The 19,669-nt window shown below is 54.1% G+C and carries 15 protein-coding genes; 8 read left to right on the forward strand and 7 right to left on the reverse strand.

Translation table 11 applies throughout. The annotated features are described in order from the left end of the window. The first annotated feature begins 8 nt into the window (after nt 1-8). From ACEQ15_RS08360 to ACEQ15_RS08375, 4 genes are all read left to right on the forward strand, one after another. On the forward strand, nt 9-2,117 hold the full coding sequence (locus ACEQ15_RS08360; protein ID WP_370278665.1) for an ATP-binding protein: 2,109 nt from the start codon (nt 9-11) through the stop codon (nt 2,115-2,117). Continuing rightward, nucleotides 2,117-3,481, forward strand: a complete 1,365-nt coding sequence (locus ACEQ15_RS08365; protein WP_370278666.1) for a sigma-54-dependent transcriptional regulator — start codon at nt 2,117-2,119, stop codon at nt 3,479-3,481. The genes ACEQ15_RS08360 and ACEQ15_RS08365 overlap by 1 nt, the downstream gene beginning before the upstream one ends. A 348-nt stretch (nt 3,482-3,829) precedes the next feature. Further along, complete coding sequence (locus ACEQ15_RS08370) at nt 3,830-4,858, forward strand: TAXI family TRAP transporter solute-binding subunit (RefSeq protein ID WP_370278667.1); 1,029 nt, start codon at nt 3,830-3,832, stop codon at nt 4,856-4,858. A 69-nt stretch (nt 4,859-4,927) separates the two neighbouring features. After that, nucleotides 4,928-7,066, forward strand: a complete 2,139-nt coding sequence (locus ACEQ15_RS08375) for a TRAP transporter permease (RefSeq protein WP_370278668.1) — start codon at nt 4,928-4,930, stop codon at nt 7,064-7,066. Between the two features lie 69 nt (nt 7,067-7,135). On the opposite strand, the gene ACEQ15_RS08380 is transcribed toward ACEQ15_RS08375, so the two are convergent. Then, complete coding sequence (locus ACEQ15_RS08380; protein WP_370278669.1) at nt 7,136-8,299, reverse strand: cation:proton antiporter; 1,164 nt, start codon at nt 8,297-8,299, stop codon at nt 7,136-7,138. 181 nt (nt 8,300-8,480) lie between these two features. Here ACEQ15_RS08380 and ACEQ15_RS08385 point away from each other — a divergent pair, with 181 nt between their 5' ends. Next, the gene (locus ACEQ15_RS08385) at nt 8,481-8,705 is read left to right on the forward strand and encodes a (2Fe-2S)-binding protein (RefSeq protein ID WP_370278670.1); all 225 of its coding nucleotides are present in this window, start codon (nt 8,481-8,483) and stop codon (nt 8,703-8,705) included. A 65-nt stretch (nt 8,706-8,770) separates the two neighbouring features. On the opposite strand, the gene ACEQ15_RS08390 is transcribed toward ACEQ15_RS08385, so the two are convergent. Both ACEQ15_RS08390 and ACEQ15_RS08395 read right to left on the reverse strand, forming a co-directional pair. Continuing rightward, nucleotides 8,771-9,772 (reverse strand): diguanylate cyclase, encoded by a 1,002-nt coding sequence (locus ACEQ15_RS08390; protein ID WP_370278672.1) that lies wholly within the window; start codon nt 9,770-9,772, stop codon nt 8,771-8,773. Between the two features lie 138 nt (nt 9,773-9,910). Next, nucleotides 9,911-10,165 (reverse strand): hypothetical protein, encoded by a 255-nt coding sequence (locus tag ACEQ15_RS08395; protein ID WP_370278673.1) that lies wholly within the window; start codon nt 10,163-10,165, stop codon nt 9,911-9,913. A gap of 1,260 nt (nt 10,166-11,425) precedes the next feature. Between ACEQ15_RS08395 and mqo the strand changes: the two genes are divergently transcribed. The 3 genes from mqo to ACEQ15_RS08410 all read left to right on the forward strand — a co-directional run bounded on the left by mqo (nt 11,426) and on the right by ACEQ15_RS08410 (nt 14,673). Then, nucleotides 11,426-12,913 carry a malate dehydrogenase (quinone) gene (gene mqo, locus ACEQ15_RS08400; protein ID WP_370278674.1) on the forward strand — a complete coding sequence of 496 codons (1,488 nt, stop codon included), beginning with the start codon at nt 11,426-11,428 and terminating at the stop codon, nt 12,911-12,913. 132 nt (nt 12,914-13,045) lie between these two features. After that, nucleotides 13,046-13,384: a DUF4389 domain-containing protein gene (locus ACEQ15_RS08405; protein ID WP_370278675.1), complete on the forward strand. Its 339-nt coding sequence runs from the start codon at nt 13,046-13,048 to the stop codon at nt 13,382-13,384. A 119-nt stretch (nt 13,385-13,503) separates the two neighbouring features. Beyond that, the gene (locus ACEQ15_RS08410; RefSeq protein ID WP_370278676.1) at nt 13,504-14,673 is read left to right on the forward strand and encodes a cytochrome-c peroxidase; all 1,170 of its coding nucleotides are present in this window, start codon (nt 13,504-13,506) and stop codon (nt 14,671-14,673) included. Nucleotides 14,674-15,028: 355 nt separating this feature from the next. On the opposite strand, the gene ACEQ15_RS08415 is transcribed toward ACEQ15_RS08410, so the two are convergent. The 4 genes from ACEQ15_RS08415 to ACEQ15_RS08430 form a co-directional block, all read right to left on the reverse strand. Then, nucleotides 15,029-15,982, reverse strand: coding sequence for a porin (locus tag ACEQ15_RS08415; RefSeq protein ID WP_370278677.1), 954 nt, complete (start codon nt 15,980-15,982; stop codon nt 15,029-15,031). Nucleotides 15,983-16,248: 266 nt separating this feature from the next. Continuing rightward, nucleotides 16,249-17,808 carry a tripartite tricarboxylate transporter permease gene (locus ACEQ15_RS08420; protein ID WP_370278679.1) on the reverse strand — a complete coding sequence of 520 codons (1,560 nt, stop codon included), beginning with the start codon at nt 17,806-17,808 and terminating at the stop codon, nt 16,249-16,251. A 5-nt stretch (nt 17,809-17,813) separates the two neighbouring features. Further along, entirely contained in the window at nt 17,814-18,287 is a 474-nt protein-coding gene (locus tag ACEQ15_RS08425; RefSeq protein ID WP_370278680.1) for a tripartite tricarboxylate transporter TctB family protein, read from the reverse strand. Nucleotides 18,288-18,447: 160 nt separating this feature from the next. After that, nucleotides 18,448-19,452, reverse strand: coding sequence for a tripartite tricarboxylate transporter substrate binding protein (locus tag ACEQ15_RS08430; protein WP_370278681.1), 1,005 nt, complete (start codon nt 19,450-19,452; stop codon nt 18,448-18,450). Nucleotides 19,453-19,669 lie beyond the last annotated feature (217 nt).

Raw genomic sequence — 19,669 nt, forward strand, 5'->3', positions numbered from 1 at the left:
AGGCTGCCTTGAGATCCTTTCGCTCGTTACTGATTATCCTGACGCTTTGCCTGTCCCTGCTGCTGACCTGGTGGGTGCAGCATCGCGCCTACGACTGGTCGATGAGCCGGCTGAAAGAGCAGGGCGAGGATCGCTTGCTGAGTACGATTATCGGACTGCGTAGCGCCATCGACAGTTACAACTACCTGCCGTTTCTGATCTCCCAGAACAAAGATGTACAGGAGCTGTTGCTCTATCCGGTGCTGGATAAAGGCGCCGAGGTCAGCCGCTTTCTGGAGCAGATGAACCTGGTGTCAGGGGCTACCACATTGATGGTGCTGGATCTGGATGGGCGGGCGCTCTCCTACAGCCGCTGGCGAGAGGAGCAGAGTTTTTTCCTGCGTTCCCACGCCCACAGCCCGTATTTTACTCAGGCGCGTAACGGCAATCAGGGCGTTTATGTCGAGAGCCGTACCAACGGTGAACCGGCATCCATCTATCTCTCCGCACCGATCTACGATTCCAGCCGTTTTATGGGCGTGGCGGTGGTGCGTATCGATCTGGACCAGCTCAGCAATAAGCTCAGCCAATTGGAAGATTTTCTCCTGATCGCGGCTAATGAGCGAGTGATCATGGCCAGCGACAGACACTGGCAGGGGCAACTGCTTAGCACTCAAGTTGAGAGTCGTCGCGAGTCTCAACTGGACGATGGCAGTGCATTGCAATTGAAACAGCTGCAGGATGGCCGCAGGGTATTGTTTCAGGCGGTGGAGCTGCCGGATCTGGGTTGGCAGGTGGCGGTTGTCAGTGATGTGAAACCCGTATTGAGAATGCGCAATACCGCGGCCCTGATCAGCCTGGGCGGCTGTCTGGCGCTGGGTTTGCTGTTGCTCTATATGCGCGAGCGTCACCTGAAAAACCTCTCCCGCCAGGAGACCCGTGACGCGCTGGAGCGCAACGAACGTCAGCAGCGGGATATCATCAATAACGCCCATGTGGGGATGATCGGATTGGATGCCAGTGGCCGCATCAGTTTTATCAACCCGATGGCGAGCCAACAGTTTGGTGTCGGAACCGCGCGCATTCTTGGCTATGCCTTCCAAGACCTGATTGCCGGCGATGACGAGAGCTTTACGGTATTGCAGCGTACGCTCTCCCGTCTGGGCAGCAAAGGTTTTGCACCACTGACTGCGCATGAAGTTGTGGGCAGCCGCGCTGACGGTAGCACCTTCCCGATGATGATCTCCATTAAGCAGATGGCGACGCTGGCGGACATGCAGTACCTGGTGACGGTGATCGACATCACCAAGCGCAAACGCTTGGAACATGCCCTGCAGCAGGCCAACGACCAGCTCGAGCACAAGGTACTGGAGCGCACCCAAGCGTTGCAGGAGGCGCAGCAGGAGTTGGTACAGGCGGAAAAAATGGCTGCGCTGGGAAGGATGTCCTCGGCCGTGGTGCATGAACTGAATCAGCCACTCACCGCCATGCGCACCTATCTGGCGATCTGTCGCCATCTGTTGTCGGGTGAACAAGCGCAGCTCGCCGAAAACCTGGAGTTGATCGATGACCTTACCCAGCGGATGGCCCTGATCACCCAGCAACTGAAAACCTTTGCTTTCAAAAAACCGGATGCACTGGTACCGGTAAAACCTCGCGCTGCGCTGGATCAGTCGCTGGTGCTGTTCCGTGACCGGATACAGCAAGACGGTATTGAACTGCAGATCGATAGTCATGAGCCGGATCTGGAAATACCGGGGGACAATGCCCGTCTGGAGCAGGTGTTTGTGAATCTGATCAAGAACGCCTGCGATGCCATGAACGGGCAGAGCGAGGCAAAAATATTGCAGGTGCAGATTGAAACTGATCAGGCCCAACCGGATTCATGGGTGCGAATCTCCGTGGCTGACAGCGGGCCGGGCATTCCGCCGGACAGCCTGACGCACCTGTTTGACCCGTTCTATACCACCAAGGCAATCGGTGACGGCTTGGGGCTGGGTTTATCGATTGTCAGCTCCATTGTGCAGGATCTGGGCGGTCAGATCAGCGCACAAAACAGGGTTGAAGGTGGTGCCCGGTTTGACGTTATACTTCCGCGCCTGTCTGAAACCAGCCAAACCCAAACGGAGAACACCTGATGCGCGGCACCGTAATGCTGATCGATGATGAAGCGATGATCCGCCAGTCCACCGAACAGTGGCTGAAAATAGCCGGTTTCGAGGTGCTTAGCTTTGATAACGCCGAAGCGGGGCTGGTTGCGCTGGATGAACAGTTTCCCGGCATCATCGTATCCGATGTAAAGATGCCGGGTATGGACGGTTTGGCGCTGATGGCCGAGGCGCAGCAGCGTATCCCGGAGCTGCCGGTCATTCTGATCACGGGGCACGGCGATGTGGATATGGCGATCAAGGCGATGCGCGAAGGGGCGTACGACTTTATCGAAAAACCCTTTGTGCCGGAACGGTTGGTGGAAACCATCCATCGTGCCTGCGAGAAACGCCGCCTGATGCTGGAAAACCTGCGTCTGCAGCAGGATCTCAGTTCCCAGACCGGTCTGGATGCCAAGATTATAGGTACGTCGCCGGCGATTCAGCGCCTGAAGCGTGAGCTCCTGAAGTGTGCCGAACTGGATACCAATGTCATCATCTACGGTGAAACCGGTACCGGCAAAGAGCTGGTGGCCCAGTGCCTGCACGAGTTCAGCGCCCGCAACGGGAATAACTTTGTGCCGCTGAACTGTGGCGCGATTCCTGAAGCGCTGATTGAAAGTGAACTGTTTGGTCACGAGGCCGGGGCATTTACCAGCGCCGATAAGCAACGTGTGGGTAAGTTCGAATACGCCAACGGCGGTACCCTGTTCCTGGATGAAATCGAAATCATGCCGGTGAACTTACAGGTGAAGCTGCTGCGTGCGTTGCAGGAAGGTGTGATCGAACGCTTGGGCTCGAACAAACCGATTGCTGTGGATCTGCGTGTGGTGGCTGCGTCCAAAGTGGATCTGAAAACCGACGAGGCATTCCGTCAGGATCTCTACTACCGCCTGAATGTGACACAGTTGCATATCCCACCGCTACGCGAGCGTGAGGAGGATATCGTACTGCTGTTTGAACATTATGCGCGTCATGCCGCTGCCCAGCATGAACGCGAACTGCGCCGCGCCACCGCACAGGATATCCAGAACCTGGAGCAGTATAACTGGCCGGGCAATGTGCGTGAGCTGAGAAACGTTGCGATTCGTTATGCACTGGATGGCTCGCTACCCGTCGCGGATATCCTCTATCCGCCGGAACCGATGCTAGCAATTGAGGCCGAGGAGAGCACCCTGCCGCTGGCTGCCCAGGTGGCCAACTTTGAAAGCAAGGTGATCAGCGCTTCGCTGTCTCGCCATCAGGGCAATATCAAAGCGGTGCTGGAAGAGTTGGATCTGCCGCGCCGTACCCTCAACCAGAAGATGGCCAAGTACGGTCTGAACCGGGCCGACTTCCTCACCGGCGAAGAATAAGCAAAATTTTGCCTATCCTTGTGAAATTGCAGGATGTGACTGTTTCCTGAGCAGCGGTTGCCGCTTTGCACCGCTATTAAGGGACGGTTTGGAGGAGATACGTGCTCCCAGCCAGCAAACTTCACGATGAATTCACATTTTACGGTTACCGATAAGCAAAATTTTGCTTATGGTTTCAGGTGGAATGAGCAAGATTTTGCTTATATTGGCATTACAAGGATGTGTATTAATTTTATATTTCTTTTTAAATCAATGGCTTATTGTTTCTAAAGAAGTTGGCCCCCTCCTTGCAATACCTCTATCACCTTTGTCGAAATAACAATAATCCACCAAATTAAGGGTATTGAGATGAACAACAGCAAGCGTACTTTTCTGAAAGGTCTGGGTCTGACACTGGCAATGAGTGCTGCTCTCAGCACTGCAGGGCTGGCACAGGCAGCAGAGAAGCGTTCCTACATTCTGGCAACTGCATCAACCGGTGGTACCTACTACCCAGTGGGTGTGGCGCTGGCAACCCTGACAAAAGTGAAGCTGGAACCAACTTACAAACTGTCCCTGTCTGCGATCAACTCCGCAGGCTCCGGCGAAAACGTAAAACTGCTGCGTGAAAACGAAGCACAGTTTGCGATCATGCAGGGCCTGTACGGCGCGTGGGCATGGAACGGTGAAGGCAAGGTGAAGGAGTCCGGTCCGCAGAAGCAGCTGCGCTCCGTATCCATGCTGTGGCAGAACGTAGAACAGTTCGTGGTGAAGTCTGACTACGCCAAGAGTGGCACCGTAGAAGATCTGAAAGCGTTTAACGGCACCAAGTTCTCCATCGGTAAGAAAAACTCCGGTACCGAAGGTTCTGGCCGCCAGATCCTGGGTGGTCTGGATATCGACCCGAACAAATTCGACCTGGCTTACATGGGTTACGGCCCAAGTGCTGATGCCCTGCAGAACGGCACCATCGAAGGTATGAACATCCCTGCGGGTGTGCCTACCAGCGCAATTACACGTGCGTACGCGGCACTGGGTAGCGACATGACTATCCTGGATTTCACCGACGAGCAGATCGCTGCGGCGAACGGTAAGTACAAGCTATGGACCCGATTCGTGATCCCGGCGAACACCTACCCAGGTCAGACCAAAGATATCAACACCATGGCACAGCCAAACTTCCTGGCGGTGCGTGATGATATCTCTGACGACGATGTGTACATGATCACCAAAACCATCTACGAAAACCTGCCGTTCCTGAACGGTATCCACAAGGCAACCAAAGCGATGGCAATTGAGAAAGCGATCGCAGGTCTGCCAGTACCGCTGCACCCGGGTGCTGCGCGTTACTACAAAGAGATGGGGCTGGACATCCCGGCTCACCTGATCGCCGAGTAAACCTCGTTTTCCCGGGGCGCTTTATGCACCCCGGGCCTCCCTCCCGTTGAGCAAGTTCTGGATTTGATCATGAGTTCCGAAACCCCTGTTACCGATCAGGATACAGCTGAGAAGCTGAAGAGCATGGAGCTGGTACAGCGCCCGGATGACTCCTTTGCCGGTCGTTTTATCTACTGGGCTGGTGTGGTGTTTGCGCTGGCACATATCTATTTCAATACCTTGGGTACCCTGTCTGAGCTGTGGGTGTCTGCAATCCACTTTGCTGGTTTTGCGCTGATCTGCGGCCTGATGGTGCCGATGGTACGCTGCCAGACCGAAGCGGGCCGACGGTTGACGCTGGTGCTCGATCTGCTGTTAGGGATTGCCGCCATCTTCTGTACGCTATACCTGATCGGCTTTGAAGATGCGTTGTACGACCGCGGCGTGAAGTTCGTTGAAATGGACTGGGTGTTCTCGGTATGTGCGATCTTTATCACCCTGGAGATGGCCCGCCGTACCACCGGTTGGTTTATCCCGAGCATGATTTTGGTGGCGCTCACCTATGTCTTCTGGTGGGGCCAGTATATTGACGGTGTGTTTGGTTTCCCGGGCCTGAGCCTGGAAACCCTGCTGTACCGCAGCTATTTCTCGTCTGAGGGGATGTTTGGTCAGATCGCCCGTATCTCCTGGACCTACGTATTTATGTTTATCCTTTTCGGCGCCTTCCTGGTGAAGTCCGGTGCCGGGGATTTCATCATCGAACTGTCCCGCTGCGCAGCCGGACGTTTTGTCGGTGGACCGGGTTTTGTCGCCGTACTGGGTTCCGGCCTGATGGGTTCCGTATCCGGTTCCTCCGTGGCGAACACCGTATCCACCGGTGTAATCACTATTCCGCTGATGCGCCGTGCCGGTTTTCCGGCGAAGTTTGCAGCCGGTGTTGAGGCCGCCGCATCCACCGGTGGTCAGTTGATGCCGCCGGTGATGGGGGCAGGTGCCTTCATCATGGCGTCTTACACCCAGATTCCGTACGTGGACATTATCGCCATCGCGGCGCTGCCTGCGCTGCTGTACTTCCTCTCCGTGGGCTTCTTTGTGCGTGTGGAAGCGATGCGCAGCCATGCCCATGCGGTTGAGAGTGATACCCGCCCGATTGGTGAAGTGTTCAAAGATGGCTGGCACTACCTGCTGCCGCTGGTGGTTCTGGTGGCGCTGCTGATCTACGGCTTTACACCGACCTATGCAGCCGGTTTCTCCATCATCTCGGTCGTGGTGTCATCCTGGCTGTCCAAACATCCGATGGGGTTGCGCGACATTCTGGATGCGCTGGCACAGGGCTCTAAAAATATGGCGACCACCTCCATGCTGCTGATCTCGGTGGGCCTGGTGGTGAACGTCGTGGCGATGACCGGTATCGGTAACACCTTCTCCTTGATGGTGACCGACTGGGCGGGTGGCAGCCTGATGATCACTATTATCCTGGTAGCGCTGGCCTCTCTGATTCTGGGGATGGGCCTGCCGGTAACCGCGTCCTACATCGTATTGGCAACTTTGTCCGCACCGGCCCTGTACGGTCTGATTGCGGAAAGTCAGTTGCTGGCGATGATGGTGGCGGGGCAGTTACCGGAGGCGGCACACAGCATCTTTATGCTGGTGGATATGGAGAAAGCCACATTGCTGACAGCGCCGATGAGTGAAGCTGACGCGCAACAGTTGCTGTCGTTGGTACCGGGTGACTTCAAGAACCAGCTGCTGGAGATGGCACTGGATCCGTCTGCTTTGGCGATGGCCCTGTTGTCTGCCCACATGATCATCTTCTGGTTGTCGCAGGACAGTAATGTCACACCACCGGTATGTCTGACCGCCTTTGCAGCAGCGGCCATTGCCAAGACTCCACCGATGGCAACTGGCTTTATGGCGTGGAAGGTGGCAAAAGGTCTCTATATTGTACCGCTGCTGTTCGCATATACCTCGTTTATTGGGGGCAGTTGGGAAGAGGTGCTGAGCATCTTTGTCTTCGCCTGCTTTGGTATCTACGCGCTGGTAGGTTTCATGGAAGGCTATCTGGAGAGCCAGCTGAATCTGGCGCTACGCCTGGTATCCGGTGTGTTGGGCGTGGTGCTGCTCTGGCCGCACGGCATGCTGGTGGTAAACCTGGTGGCAGCTGCGCTGTTTGTTGCGCTGTTTATCTACAGTCGTAAACAGGTTGTGCCGGAAGCACAAGCCGCCTGATCCAGCCCACCTTGATTAGCAAAACGTGGGGATCGCTGCAGATCCCCGCGTTTCTCTTCTTATTTTTACCTAATCCCGGTTTTTCATCATCGCCCAACGGGTCATTACCGGGCCGATAATCTCAAAGATAATGGTTGAGCCGATCACTAATGACAGCAATGTCTGGCCATATTCCGGGTAATGACTTGCAGCAACCAGTGCCATCCCCATTGCCGCCCCGGCTTGAGGTAGCATGGCTACTCCGATCCATCGGGCCGTTTTGGCCGGTGCTCCGCTGATTGATGCGCCTAACCAACCAGACAGTATTTTCCCCGCGGTACGACCCAGCATATAGAGCAGTGCAACGCCGCTCAGTGTACTCAGGGCGGCGAGCTCCAGCGAGGCCCCAGCCAGCACAAAGAAGATGGCAAACAGCGGCCAGCTGATCCCTTCAATGGCATGGAATGGGTAGTCATGGTGCTTGGCGAGATTGGCAATGACGGCGCCCATCACCATGGAGCTAATCAGGAAGGAAACGCCATAGTACTCTGCCAGTCCGCCACAGAGGAACACGAGACCCAGCGCCTCGGTGAGCATCGGTTGGCCCGGAGATATACGCCCGGTCAACTGTGCGGCTGGGATGCCAATTGCCAGTCCCAACACAACAGCACCTCCCACATCGTGCACGGCCAACATCAGAGCTTCTCCGGTGCTGCCCTGGCCGTTAAGCATCGCAACCAGTGACAACCCAAAGCTAAACAGAACCAACCCCCAGGCATCGTCCAGGGCAACAATGCCCAGCAGTAATCGTGGAAAGCGGCCGGTATGTTCGGTGCTGAGTACGGTATCAACGGTAGCCGCGGGTGCTGTGGCAGATGCGATACAACCCAGCAGAATCGCCAGCGGCAGCGGTACGCCGAAGAGCAGAAGCAATACGCCAACAAACAGCGCAGTACCCACCGCGCCAATGGTGGAGATCCCCAGGAGCATACGGTTGTCGCGTTTCAATTGGCTGTACTTGAGACGACCGCCCAGCAGAAAACCCACCATCAGCAGCGTCATTTCGGCAATTAGCTCAAATTGGCCGACGATATTGTTTGGGATCAGGTTGAACAACTCCGGGCCGATCAGCACCCCCAGAATCAGCAACAGGGTCACGCGGGGGAGCAGGGTGGCACGACCTGCCAGATCGGTGGCAAGTCCGGCCAGCAGGATACCGCCCAAGGCTAACAGAAGCTCCGCCGTTTCGTTCAAGGTCCTTTTCCTCCGCATTCACCTGTGGGGCGTGATTATCCCTTTTAGCCTAGACCGTTTCTTTAGCCAAAGGGGGAGTCAGATCAGTAAAGGTGACAGATGGGAAAAGGTGTATTTCCTTTGTACAGGGCGATTCTTTGAGTAGTCTGCGGGGAAACTAAATTCATTGCGAGAGTGAAGTATGACAGCAACTCAGGATCAGCCTGTAGCAGCCGCCCCACGCGATAAAGCGGTATGTTTGTGCGGTAATGTTCGGACCAGCGAATTTATGGCAAAGGTAACTGAACATCAGGCCTTTACCGTGGATCACGCGCGTGAAGTCACCGGTGCGAATACCGGTTGTGGTGCCTGCTATGAAACCGTCGAGATGCTTGTGGCCAAGGCCAAAGCAGAGGCGTCAGCCTGAAGTCGGGCAGGTGACGTGAGAATGGATGTGGAGAAATAAACTCAGCCACATCCATAAAAACTGATTTACAGCTCTACCCGGGTACAGTCTTTGCCCAAGCGTTTTGCCTCATACAGCGCGTTGTCGGCACGGCCCAGTAGTAAGCGGGTATCATCCCCGGACTTGTACTGGGTGATCCCCACGCAGGTGGTAACCTGAACCACGCTATCGGCCGATGCCGGGATATTGTGGTTGCGCAGGCTTTCGCGAATACGGTCCGAAAACCTGGTAGCCCCTTCATGGTCGGTGAGTGGCAACAGGATCGCAAACTCTTCACCACCGTAGCGATAGGCGGAATCGCTGCTACGCAGGCTGGCTTTGATCAGCGTTCCGAGGGTTTCCAACACCAGATCACCTACCATGTGCCCGTAGGTGTCGTTCACATTTTTAAAGTCATCCAGATCCAGGAAGCAGAGCGAGAAGGTGTGTCCGTAACGACGTGAGGTTTCGATCGCCAGCTCCAACTGCTCATAGAAGCGGCGTGAGTTGTTCAACCCGGTCAGGGCGTCGGTGATACTCAGTTCACGGTATTTGCGTTCCCGCTCAATCAGCTCAAACTCGGCTTTTTTCCGCGGGCTGATGTTATCCAGCGTCTCGATCGCTCCGATCACTGCGCCGTTGGCGTCCGTTAGGCTGGCGGCGGTAAAGTGCAGCCATTCACCACTTTCACCACACTCAGGGAAGAAATCCTCGGCTTCATAGGCGTCCGGAATAAGTGCCGAGGTACGGTATTTGTCCTGGTAATAGTGCTGAACATCGGCGTCGTGTCCGCCATCCACAATCAGATCGGCCAGACAGGGGCGGGGAGACTGATAAAAAGGTTTCCACTGGTCAGATGTACCGACCATCTCTTCCCTACTCAGACCGGTCAAGGCTTCAAGGGCTCTGTTCCAATGCAGAATGGTGTGGTTGTTGTCGATAACGAAGGTCGGCAGTGCAATCCGGTCAAAGACCTGAAGCATCAACGACGAGTCCGTTTGGCTTTCCTGATCCGTGGAGAGCGCTTCGTTGATCGTGGTAAATACCATGTTAGCGCTTTTCTCTTCATAGGCGGCGGGTCACCGCTTCAGGTCACTACGGTAATAGAAGAGTCCCTAAACGACAAGTGGCTATCTGTAGTACAGATAGCCACTTGTTGCACATGCTTATAACGGATCGTTTTGTGATCAGCCTTTATGGCTTGCTACGAAGTGCGCCAGCACTTGTTTCAGGACGGCACAATGCTGTGTGTCGCCACTCGCTTCGGCTTTCTTGATGTCATCCATGATGATTTTGCGAATCTTCTGTTCGCCGTTATGGGTGATCAGATAGTTGCCTAACGCAGCTGCAACAATAGGCTCAACGTGCTCATGTTCAGCAATGGCATCCACTTCGCCCGGTTCCAGACCACAGAGGTCCAAGCATTCTTTGTAGGTCAACATAGCTAACATCCCCTGTAATTTTGATTGCGTGCAGAAATAGTATGAGATGGCCCTCACCTTCAGTGTAGTGGGGCTGGTGTCATAAAGACTTCACCCAGATCAATAAAAGAGAAATAACTGTATTTATTTTGAACAGCTGTCTGAATAAGCGTATTAAGAGGGTTGTCGCAAATTGATGACAGATTAAGTTATTGATTTATAACGTATGAGTTTTAAGTTGAGTAAGTGCTGTTGCTATTTGGTGACAGTTTGCTGGGAGTGCGGTTGTCTCGCCTTACCTTAGTGTCGGCATAATTAAATTGTATTGCTTTTAAGTCATTGAAAAATAAATATTTTCTATTTTTTGGCACTGGCGTTGCTATTGTTCGACTAACACTGAACAGGAGGCCCGGTTCGTTGAGGACTGGGATTAAAAAGGCGGATAAGGAGCAGGACGATGTTAGCTGAATACCTGACGAAACACTTTATTACACTGTTTATCGTGGCTGAGTCTGTGCTGCTCTATCAGCTGCTTATGTAACGATTCTCCAGATGGGGCTGGCTAGTTGCTGTGCTGGAAGGGGCAGTAACACGACGGGGTGAAAAGGAGTCTCTTCGTCAACAGCTATCGGATGCGGGTGGCGGCCCGAACGTAGTCATCCGGTATGTTATGAACAGGAAACACAGTCTCTCCCTTCCACTTTATTCTCCCTCCCCAGGAATGCATTCTCTATTCCTCACGAATCACCAAACTCAGCTTCAAACATAATCTCTGCTGTACTGCAGCATTTCTGGCGTTTACTGAATTATCCAGCACCGCATTTACCGCAAACAAAATGTACCGTTCTGTTGTCTGATAGTGTGACGCGCGGAGGTGAATACATTCATATAGGTTATTTTGAATATTCATGAATGTTATATAGTTGTGGTGTTTTTGCCTTGGATTAGGTTGTGACCTTATTCGTTAGTAGAGCCGTCGCTGAAAGCTTATTCGACTTTAGACTAGCAATACTCCAAATGGATAATGAGTTTTATCGCGTTGCACAAGACATCAGCTGAGGAATGGGTATAATTCGGCGGCAAAAGAAGAGCACCGCTGATTATAACTGTAACAAACCTGTGGTTATTCCAGCGCAGGCGGCGAGTGCTACGTGAGAGATCTCCGGGGATTCAGCAGGTTTACTCTGAACTACCATCAGGCCAAGCCAGCTCAGCAGCCACAAGCTCTGTTCTCGGTGTCATCTCAAATACCATTATTTACTATTGAATGGCGAAGTTGTTATGACCACAAAAACAGTTGATGTGTTGCTCGTTGGGGCGGGCGCGATGAGCACAACCCTGGGTATGTTGCTCAAGCAGTTAGACCCATCTATGAAGATTTGCATGGTTGAACGTCTCGATCATGTTGCACACGAAAGTACCGATGCGATGAATAACGCCGGTACGGGGCACGCAGCCTACTGTGAGCTTAACTACACGCCAAAGACTGCAGATGGCGGCGTAAATCCAACCAAGGCTTTCAACATCAATGAAGCCTTCGAAGTCAGCCTGCAGTTCTGGTCCTACCTGGTAAACCAAAACGTCCTTCCTGAACCTTCCAAGTTCATCAGCAACGTGCCACACATGAGTTTTGTGTGGGGTGAAGAGAACGTTCAGTTCTTGCGTAACCGTTACGAAGCACTGAGCAACACCGCTCAGTTTGCTGAGATGGAATATTCCGAAGACCACGACGTACTGCGTGAGTGGATGCCGCTGGTGATGCAGAACCGTTCTGCAGACGAGAAAGTGGCCGGTACCCGGGTACGTTACGGTGCTGATGTTAACTTCGGTGCACTGGCACGTAACATGGTTGAGTACCTGGATACTCAGGAAAACTTCGAACTGATGCTGAGCCGCTCTGTGGAAGAGCTGGAACAGGGCGCTGACAAGCGTTGGACTGTTGAGCTGAAGAACGAAAAGACCGGTGGCAAAGAAGTAATCAACGCTGGTTTCGTATTCCTGGGTGCAGGTGGTGGTGCGCTGCCGCTGCTGCAGAAATCCGGTATCGAGGAAGGTAAAGGCTACGGCGGCTTTCCGGTAAGCGGTATGTGGCTGGTCTGCAAGAACCAGGACGTTGTTGAAAAGCACATGGCTAAGGTTTACGGCATGGCGCCAATCGGTGCACCTCCGATGTCTGTACCACACCTGGACACCCGTGTGATCGACGGCAAAAAGGCACTGTTGTTTGGCCCATTCGCTGGCTTCACCACCAAGTTCCTGAAGCAGGGTTCTGTGTTTGATATTTTCAAGTCTATCAAGCCGGGTAACCTGAAGCCGATGCTGACTGTGGGTGCCAAGAGCATGGACCTGACCCGCTACCTGATCAGCGAAGTGATGCAGACACACGACTCCCGTTGTGATGCACTGCGTACTTTCTACCCAGAAGCGAAAAACGAAGACTGGGAACTGGCATACGCAGGTCAGCGTGTACAGATTATTAAGAAAGACCCTGAACACGGCGGCAAGCTGGAGTTTGGTACCGAGGTGATCTCTGCGGCTGACGGTTCCCTGGCAGCACTGCTGGGCGCATCTCCAGGTGCATCCACTGCGGTTCCGACCATGGTTCAGGTTATTGAAAACTGCTTCCGCGATCGCGCAAACAGCGACGAGTGGCAGCAGAAGATCAAAGAAATGATCCCTTCCTACAAGGAGTCTCTGGTGAATGACGCCGAACTCCTGAAAACCGTACGTCAGCAAAACCTGACGACCTTGGGTCTGGGTAGCCTCTGATCCAATCGATACTAGCAGGTTAAGCCGACTCTTGGGGTCGGCTTTTTTTTGTCCGCAGCAAAGCCGGAACGTCGCTGAATCCCACATATACTGTATGTAGAAAAACCTCCACTACAGCTTTGGGAGTTTACGATGAACGTAAAACAAAACCTGTCCCGCCGTAGTATCTGGATGCGGCTGCTGTATATGCTGCTGTTCGTGATCTTCTATACCGTTGCCGAATTGGTTATCGCCGCGGTGGTGATCTTTCAGTTTTTCCTGTCGCTTATCACCGGGGCTGCCAACGAACGCTTGCTGTTCTTTGGTAAGAGCCTGAGCATCTACGTTTATCAGGTGATGCGTTATCTGACGTTTAACGGTGACACCAAACCGTTCCCGTTTGAGGACTGGCCGGAAGCGTCGCACCGTAATCCGCAGGCCCAGATGGCCAATGCGGAGGAAGCCTGGACGACCAAGCCTACGGGTAAATAGCGCTGTCCTCGCACAAATCCCCTCAAAGAAGCTGATTGAAATCAATCGATTCCAGCTTGGTTTGTGTATAATTGCAAATCAAAGTGATTATCAGTTGGTTTTTGTTTGAGGGGCCGTGGGTGTCTAAATCGATTCAATCTATTGCAGGTGTTGTCCTGGCGTTGCTGCTCGGCGGTTGTGTCAGCAGCAGTGGGGTGGAAAGCAACACTGCAGACCAGGAGGCGCTGAAAGCCCAACTGGGGCAGCAGCTCTACTTTGATACCAACCTGTCGAAGAACCGCACGCAATCCTGCGCCACCTGCCATGCACCGGATCACGGTTTTGCCGATCCGCGTGACAACGGTGTGAACGGCGCTGTTTCTTTAGGGGATGACGGTAAATCCCTGGGTGATCGCAATGCGCCAACAGCAGCGTACGCCATGTTCAGTCCGAAATTTCAGCTGACGGAAGACGGCAGGTACAAAGGTGGACAGTTCCACGATGGTCGTGAGTCCAGCCTTGCCGGGCAAGCCGGTGGTCCACCAACCAATCCGATTGAGATGGGTTTGTCCTCCAAAACTGTTGCCGTTGAACGCCTGTTGGAAAACACCGATTACGTAAAAAACTTCAAAGCGATCTACGGTGACGAGATCTTCGAGGATGCAGACCAGGCGTACGGAGCGATGGCCGACAGCATTGCTGCTTTTGAGCGCACTGAGCTGTTTGCGCCGTTCGATTCCAAGTACGACCGTTTCCTGCGAGGTGAGTACAAGTTGACTGCGCAGGAAGAGCTGGGCCGTACCCTGTTCTTCTCCCAGCAGTTCACCAACTGCAACCAGTGCCACCAGCTGCAGACGTCCCAGCGTCATCCGCAGGAGACCTTCACCAACTACGAGTACCACAACATAGGTGTGCCGGTGAACCTGGCGGCACGTGCAAAAAACGGAGTGGCGGCGGATCACGTAGACCGTGGCTTGCTGGACAACCCACAGGTGAGCGATCCGAAACAGGCGGGCAAATTCAAAGTGCCAACCCTGCGCAATGTGGCGGTGACTGGCCCGTACATGCACAACGGTGTTTTCCAGGATCTGCGTACCGTGGTGCTGTTCTACGACAAGTACAACAGTCGTAGTGCCAAGCGCCAGATCAACCCGGAAACCGGTGAGGCCTGGGGTAATCCGGAAGTGGCAGCAAACATCTCGCTGAAAGAGCTGGAGTCTGGTCCTGCACTGAAAGAGAAACGTGTTGATGCGTTGGTGGCGTTTATGAATACGCTGACCGATCAGCGTTACGAGCACCTGATTAAATAAGAGAGTGCTGTCTGGTTCCGTCGCGACGAGGCTGAGAAAGAGTTTGGTCCTGGCACTTGTAGCAGCGGGCTCTGACCGCGACTTTCGCTAATTTTCAAGAAAATGTCGCCCTCAGAGCGGGCTGCTACAGGATTATCTGGTTCCCATGCTCCGCGTGGGAACCCATAGGGTATGCGTCTATGAGCGGAGGCGTATGCATTCCCACGCAGAGCGTGGGAACGAGGAAAGGTTCCTCGGTTATTGCGCCAATCAACAACCAACAAAAAAGACCGGGTGGAAACCCGGCCAAAACTAAAAAGCACAAGTGATTCGTCCCGAAGAATCTGAAGGGGTAAATCCTTCGGGGGTATAACGGTTAGAACTTGATACGCATGCCCGCCAGGTAACCCAGGTCGGAGTCTGCTTCGTCGGTATCAGCGATCTCGGCAAACAGGCTTACGTTCTTCTGGGATGGGAACTGGTACTGCACGTTGGCGTACCATTCGGTGGTGTCGGATGTGCCTTCGTCAGACTTCACCACACCCACTGCGGTTTTGGTGGTTGGCGACAGCTTGAATACCGCTGCCAGGTTGGAAACGTCTTTATCACCCGCAGAACCTGTGTCGGTGGAGCTGTAGTCAGCGGCCAGTGCCACAGCGCCAAAGCTGTATGCGGCGCTTACACCCCAGGTGCTCTGCTCTTCTGAGCCTGCCGCGTTGGCTTCGTAGGTCTGGTATGCACCGGCTAGCTCAACACCTGCCAGCTTAGTCGCCACAAACAGGTCGAATGCTTCGCCATCACCGTTGGCGGTACTGTCTGCTGAAACCAGTGCAGAGGCGATCACGGTGAGGTTGTCGAACTTCGCATCCACACGGATTACGTCGTCACCCTTGTCAGCCACCTGCTCAAATCGGTCCTGTGCGGTATGGGTTTCCAGTGCGGCTTCCACGCCAAACTCGTCGCCGGCAAGGTTCTGACGACCGATAGCTACCGCCACGTTATCAAACTGCAGACCTACGTATGCCTCTTCCAGCTTTGCGCTCTCTTTGCTGGAATCGTTGCCTTCGCCGTCAAAGCTGTAGTCCAGCTGACCGAAAGCTTTCAGGTTGTTGTCCAGATCGTAGACGATGGAGTTTTTCAGCTCCAGATCGTCAAACTCGACGTCCAGATCTTTATCCGCGCCTGCTTTTTGCCGCATCTGAATCTGCCAGTCACCCTTAAGGGTGTATTTCAGACCGTTACCTTCATAGATCGTCGCGGCTTGCGCTACACCAGTAGTTGCCATGCCTAACATTGCTACTAAGACGCTTTTTGCGATCGGGTTTTTCATTATCTACTACCTGTTATTTTTATATGGAGTGTCACCGCTTGGGTGCCCCCGGTATTCAGACAAAAGCTCCCCTAAGGCGCTGAATAAGCAGCACCGGAACGATGTGTGATGCAGGGGAGAATGAGATAGGTCTTGCTCAGTGGAACCGTCGTGTTTTTGTAAGTGCCTGGCCTCCTTGCGGTGTGTGTTTGGGTTTGTCTTTTGTTGATTAAGCGGGTTGAAGAGGACCGGCTGCGGGGGAGAGGTGCAACCGGCCCAATTCAGGATCAGCCTTCGCCTTCGCTGATGGCGGCTTCAGGGCCACGGTCGATAGCTTCGCCTTTGGCAGCGCGGCGTTTGTTGAGCTGCTCGATCAGTGGAGGTGCGCACAGGACCAACACAGCAACGATCACGATGCTCAGGGTCAGTGGGCGCTCCCACAGGAAGGCCAGACTACCGTCGGAGATCACCAGAGCACGGGAGAGGTTGGTCTCCATAATGCCACCCAGGATGAAGCCCAGCAGCATTGGCGCCATCGGAAACTCCAGCAGCTTCAGGAAGATCGCAATCACCGTGATAATCGCCATCATGTGGATATCAAAGGTGTTGAAGCTAACCAGATATACACCGGTGATGGAGAAGAACAGGATCAGTGGGATCAGGATCGGACGCGGAATCACCAACAAACGGGAGATGTACGGGATCAGCGGCAAGTTTAGGATCAGCAGAACCAGGTTGCCGAAGTACATGGAGATGATCACCGACCAGAACACATCCGGGTTGTCGATAAACAGACGTGGACCTGGCTGGATACCGTATGCGATTAGGGCACCCAGCATGATTGCTGTTGTACCGGAACCAGGAATACCCAGTGTCAGCAGTGGTACGAACGAGCCGGTAGAGGCCGCATTGTTGGCGGATTCCGGTGCGGCCAGACCGCGCAGGGCACCTTTACCAAACTTCAGCTTCTCTTTGGCAGACGCCAGGTTACGTTCCAAGCCGTACGCCATGAAGGACGCGATAGTGGCACCCGCACCCGGCAGTACACCCACCAGGAAACCAAACACCGAAGAACGACCCACAGTAGGCGCAACATGTTTCACCTCGTCGCGGCTCAGCTTCATGCTGCCCAACGAGTTCATGTCCATCTCTTCCTCTTCTTCCCTGTGCTGACCTTTCAGTACGGTCATCACCACTTCGGTTAGGGCGAAGGTCGCCATGGCCAGCAGCAGGAAGCTGATACCATCAATCAGGTCGATGTTGCCGAAAGTAAAGCGTGGTGTACCGGAGCTCAGGTCAGTACCGACCGTGGCAATCATCAGACCAAATACGGTCATGATCAGTGCTTTCAGCACCTGTCCCTTACCGGAGAATGCCGCCACGGCGGTCAGGCCAAGGATCATCAGAGCAAAGTAGTCGCTGGACTGGAAGCTCAGAGACACCGACGCCAGTGCAGGGGCTGCAAAAAGCATGATAATCGCGCCGATGGTACCGCCGGTGAAGGAGGAGTACGCCGCCAGTGCCAGTGCTTTACCCGCTTTTTTCTGCTGCGCCAATGGATAACCGTCAAAGGAGGTCACCACGGTGCTGGCACAACCTGGTGCATTGATCAGGATGGAGGAGGTCGAGCCGCCGAACACTGCACCGTAATACACGCCGGCCATCAGAATGATGCCGGAAGAGGGATCAAGTCCGTAGGTAATAGGAATCATCAAGGCCACGGCGGAGATAGGTCCCAGCCCTGGCAGCATTCCGATGAAGGTACCGGCGAAACAGCCAACCACCACCATCAGCAGGTTAAAGGGCATCACAGCTGTGCTTAGCCCGGTGAAAATACCGTCCCACATAGCGCTTAGCCTCCGAAAATCTGGTTAAACAGGGCGCCGGGCGCCAGGTAGATATCAAGCAGCTGGGTCAGGATCGCCCAGATACCCACGGCAAACGGTACAGACGCCACTAGCAGGGTTTTTATGCGGCGCTCGCCCAGCAGCCAGTAACCGCCGATCAGGAATACGATGGTTGCCAGCAGGAAACCGATCCACTCCAGTGCCAGGGCAAAGATCACCACCAGTACCAGCAGTTTGGCCACCAGTGAAAAGTCATAACCGCGCAGTTTCAGGCTACTGCCTTCGCCGCGGTCGGCTGTTACAAGCAAAGCGATAGACAGGATGCCGCCCAGTATGGCAAGTGCGCTGGGCACTGTCTGGGCAGTGAACGGTTCATATTCATCGCCGGGTAACAGCGGAATCTGACCGGCGTAATAACCGTATGCGACAGACAGCAATAGGAAGGTCATGCCGCCGATATGGTCTTTACAGATATTCATGGGATTCTCCAGAGGCTTTGCTACAACAGCCTTGGTAAAAAAACTCCGGGCACCCTGAAGGCCAGATAACGGGCCCGGAGGGTAGAGAGAACAGGTTGGGAGCGTCACCCACCGGATACCGAACAGGGAACTTGCCGGTGGGTGACTCCCAAAGTGCGGTTTACTTCAGGAAGCCCAGTACACGCATCAGTGCGCCTACTTCGGTTTCCTGCTCTTCCAGGAAGCTGATGAACTCAGCGTCAGGTTTGAAGATCTCGGTCCAGCCGTTGCGGGCACGTACGTTTTCCCACTCGTCGGTTTCGTACATCTTCTTCAGAACCTCAACGTACTCAGCCTTCTGCTCTTCAGACAGGCCTGGAGCGCCGAAGAAACCACGCCAGTTAACGAAGGTAGCGTTGTAGCCCAGTTCCTGCAGGGTTGGCACCTCTGGAGCTGCGTCGGAGCGCTCGCTACCGGTCATCACCAGAATGCGGACTTCACCCGCTTCAGCCAGCGCCAGCGCTTCACTGAAACCGGTAGACAGCAGCTGGGTTTCACCAGACAGCAGACCCGCCATCGCGTCGCCACCCGCATCGTAGGCTACATAACGTACTTTGCGTGGGTCACCACCTGACGCTTTAAAGGCCATTGCTGCTACCAGGTGGTCCATGGAACCACGGGCAGAACCGCCAGCGATTTTCACGCTACGTGGGTTTTCCTGGTAGTCCGCCACAACCTGCGTGAAGCTGGTGTACTTGGAATCGTTTTTCACCACGAAGGCACCAAAATCACCGATAGTGGCAGCGATTGGCGTCAGATCGCGGAAAGACTGCGGGAACACCTTGGACAGGGAACGGATCACGATTGGCGTGGAGTTCACCATCAGGGTGTCGTGTTTCTGATCGGCAGTTTCGATCAGGTGCGCGATCGCTTTACCGCCGCCACCGCCGGACATGTTCTCGTAGGAAACACTCTCTACCAGACCGGACTTGGACAGCGCTTCACCGGTACCACGAGCAGTACCGTCCCAGCCACCACCTGCACCACCTGGGATCAGGAAGTGGATGTTTTCAACGGCGGATGCACTGAAGGAAGCGCCAGCGGTCAGGGCACCTGCCAGTACGGCAGCGAGAAGGGAGGAGCGATTTTTGAAACTTGGTTTGCTGAATTTAGATTTGCAAAACATGGGACACAGACCTCGTTGTTGTTTTTGTCTATGCCTCTAAGTTAGATCCGGCCGAATTTAGAAAACAGTTTGTGGTTTTAAAGGCTTTTTAAACCCTTAAAGGCATTTTGTTCATATTGTTCACGGGCCTTTAAAACGGGGATTAGCTAAGCTCTGGGTATAAGTTGTAACTGCGGAACCTGCGAATAAGTCCTGTTAGTGCTCTGCCAGACCTGCA

The organism is Pontibacterium sp., assembly GCF_964228735.1.
Lineage (GTDB): Bacteria > Pseudomonadota > Gammaproteobacteria > Pseudomonadales > Balneatricaceae > Pontibacterium.

Bases quoted from the DNA above. Each gene is read 5' to 3' on its own strand.
- ACEQ15_RS08365 (WP_370278666.1), top strand. From the start codon at position 2,117: ATGCGCGGCACCGTAATGCTGATCGATGATGAAGCGATGATCCGCCAG.
- ACEQ15_RS08370 (WP_370278667.1), top strand. From the start codon at position 3,830: ATGAACAACAGCAAGCGTACTTTTCTGAAAGGTCTGGGTCTGACACTG.
- ACEQ15_RS08375 (WP_370278668.1), top strand. From the start codon at position 4,928: ATGAGTTCCGAAACCCCTGTTACCGATCAGGATACAGCTGAGAAGCTG.
- ACEQ15_RS08385 (WP_370278670.1), top strand. From the start codon at position 8,481: ATGACAGCAACTCAGGATCAGCCTGTAGCAGCCGCCCCACGCGATAAA.
- ACEQ15_RS08390 (WP_370278672.1), bottom strand. From the start codon at position 9,772: ATGGTATTTACCACGATCAACGAAGCGCTCTCCACGGATCAGGAAAGC.
- ACEQ15_RS08395 (WP_370278673.1), bottom strand. From the start codon at position 10,165: ATGTTGACCTACAAAGAATGCTTGGACCTCTGTGGTCTGGAACCGGGC.
- mqo (WP_370278674.1), top strand. From the start codon at position 11,426: ATGACCACAAAAACAGTTGATGTGTTGCTCGTTGGGGCGGGCGCGATG.
- ACEQ15_RS08405 (WP_370278675.1), top strand. From the start codon at position 13,046: ATGAACGTAAAACAAAACCTGTCCCGCCGTAGTATCTGGATGCGGCTG.
- ACEQ15_RS08415 (WP_370278677.1), bottom strand. From the start codon at position 15,982: ATGAAAAACCCGATCGCAAAAAGCGTCTTAGTAGCAATGTTAGGCATG.
- ACEQ15_RS08420 (WP_370278679.1), bottom strand. From the start codon at position 17,808: ATGTGGGACGGTATTTTCACCGGGCTAAGCACAGCTGTGATGCCCTTT.
- ACEQ15_RS08425 (WP_370278680.1), bottom strand. From the start codon at position 18,287: ATGAATATCTGTAAAGACCATATCGGCGGCATGACCTTCCTATTGCTG.
- ACEQ15_RS08430 (WP_370278681.1), bottom strand. From the start codon at position 19,452: ATGTTTTGCAAATCTAAATTCAGCAAACCAAGTTTCAAAAATCGCTCC.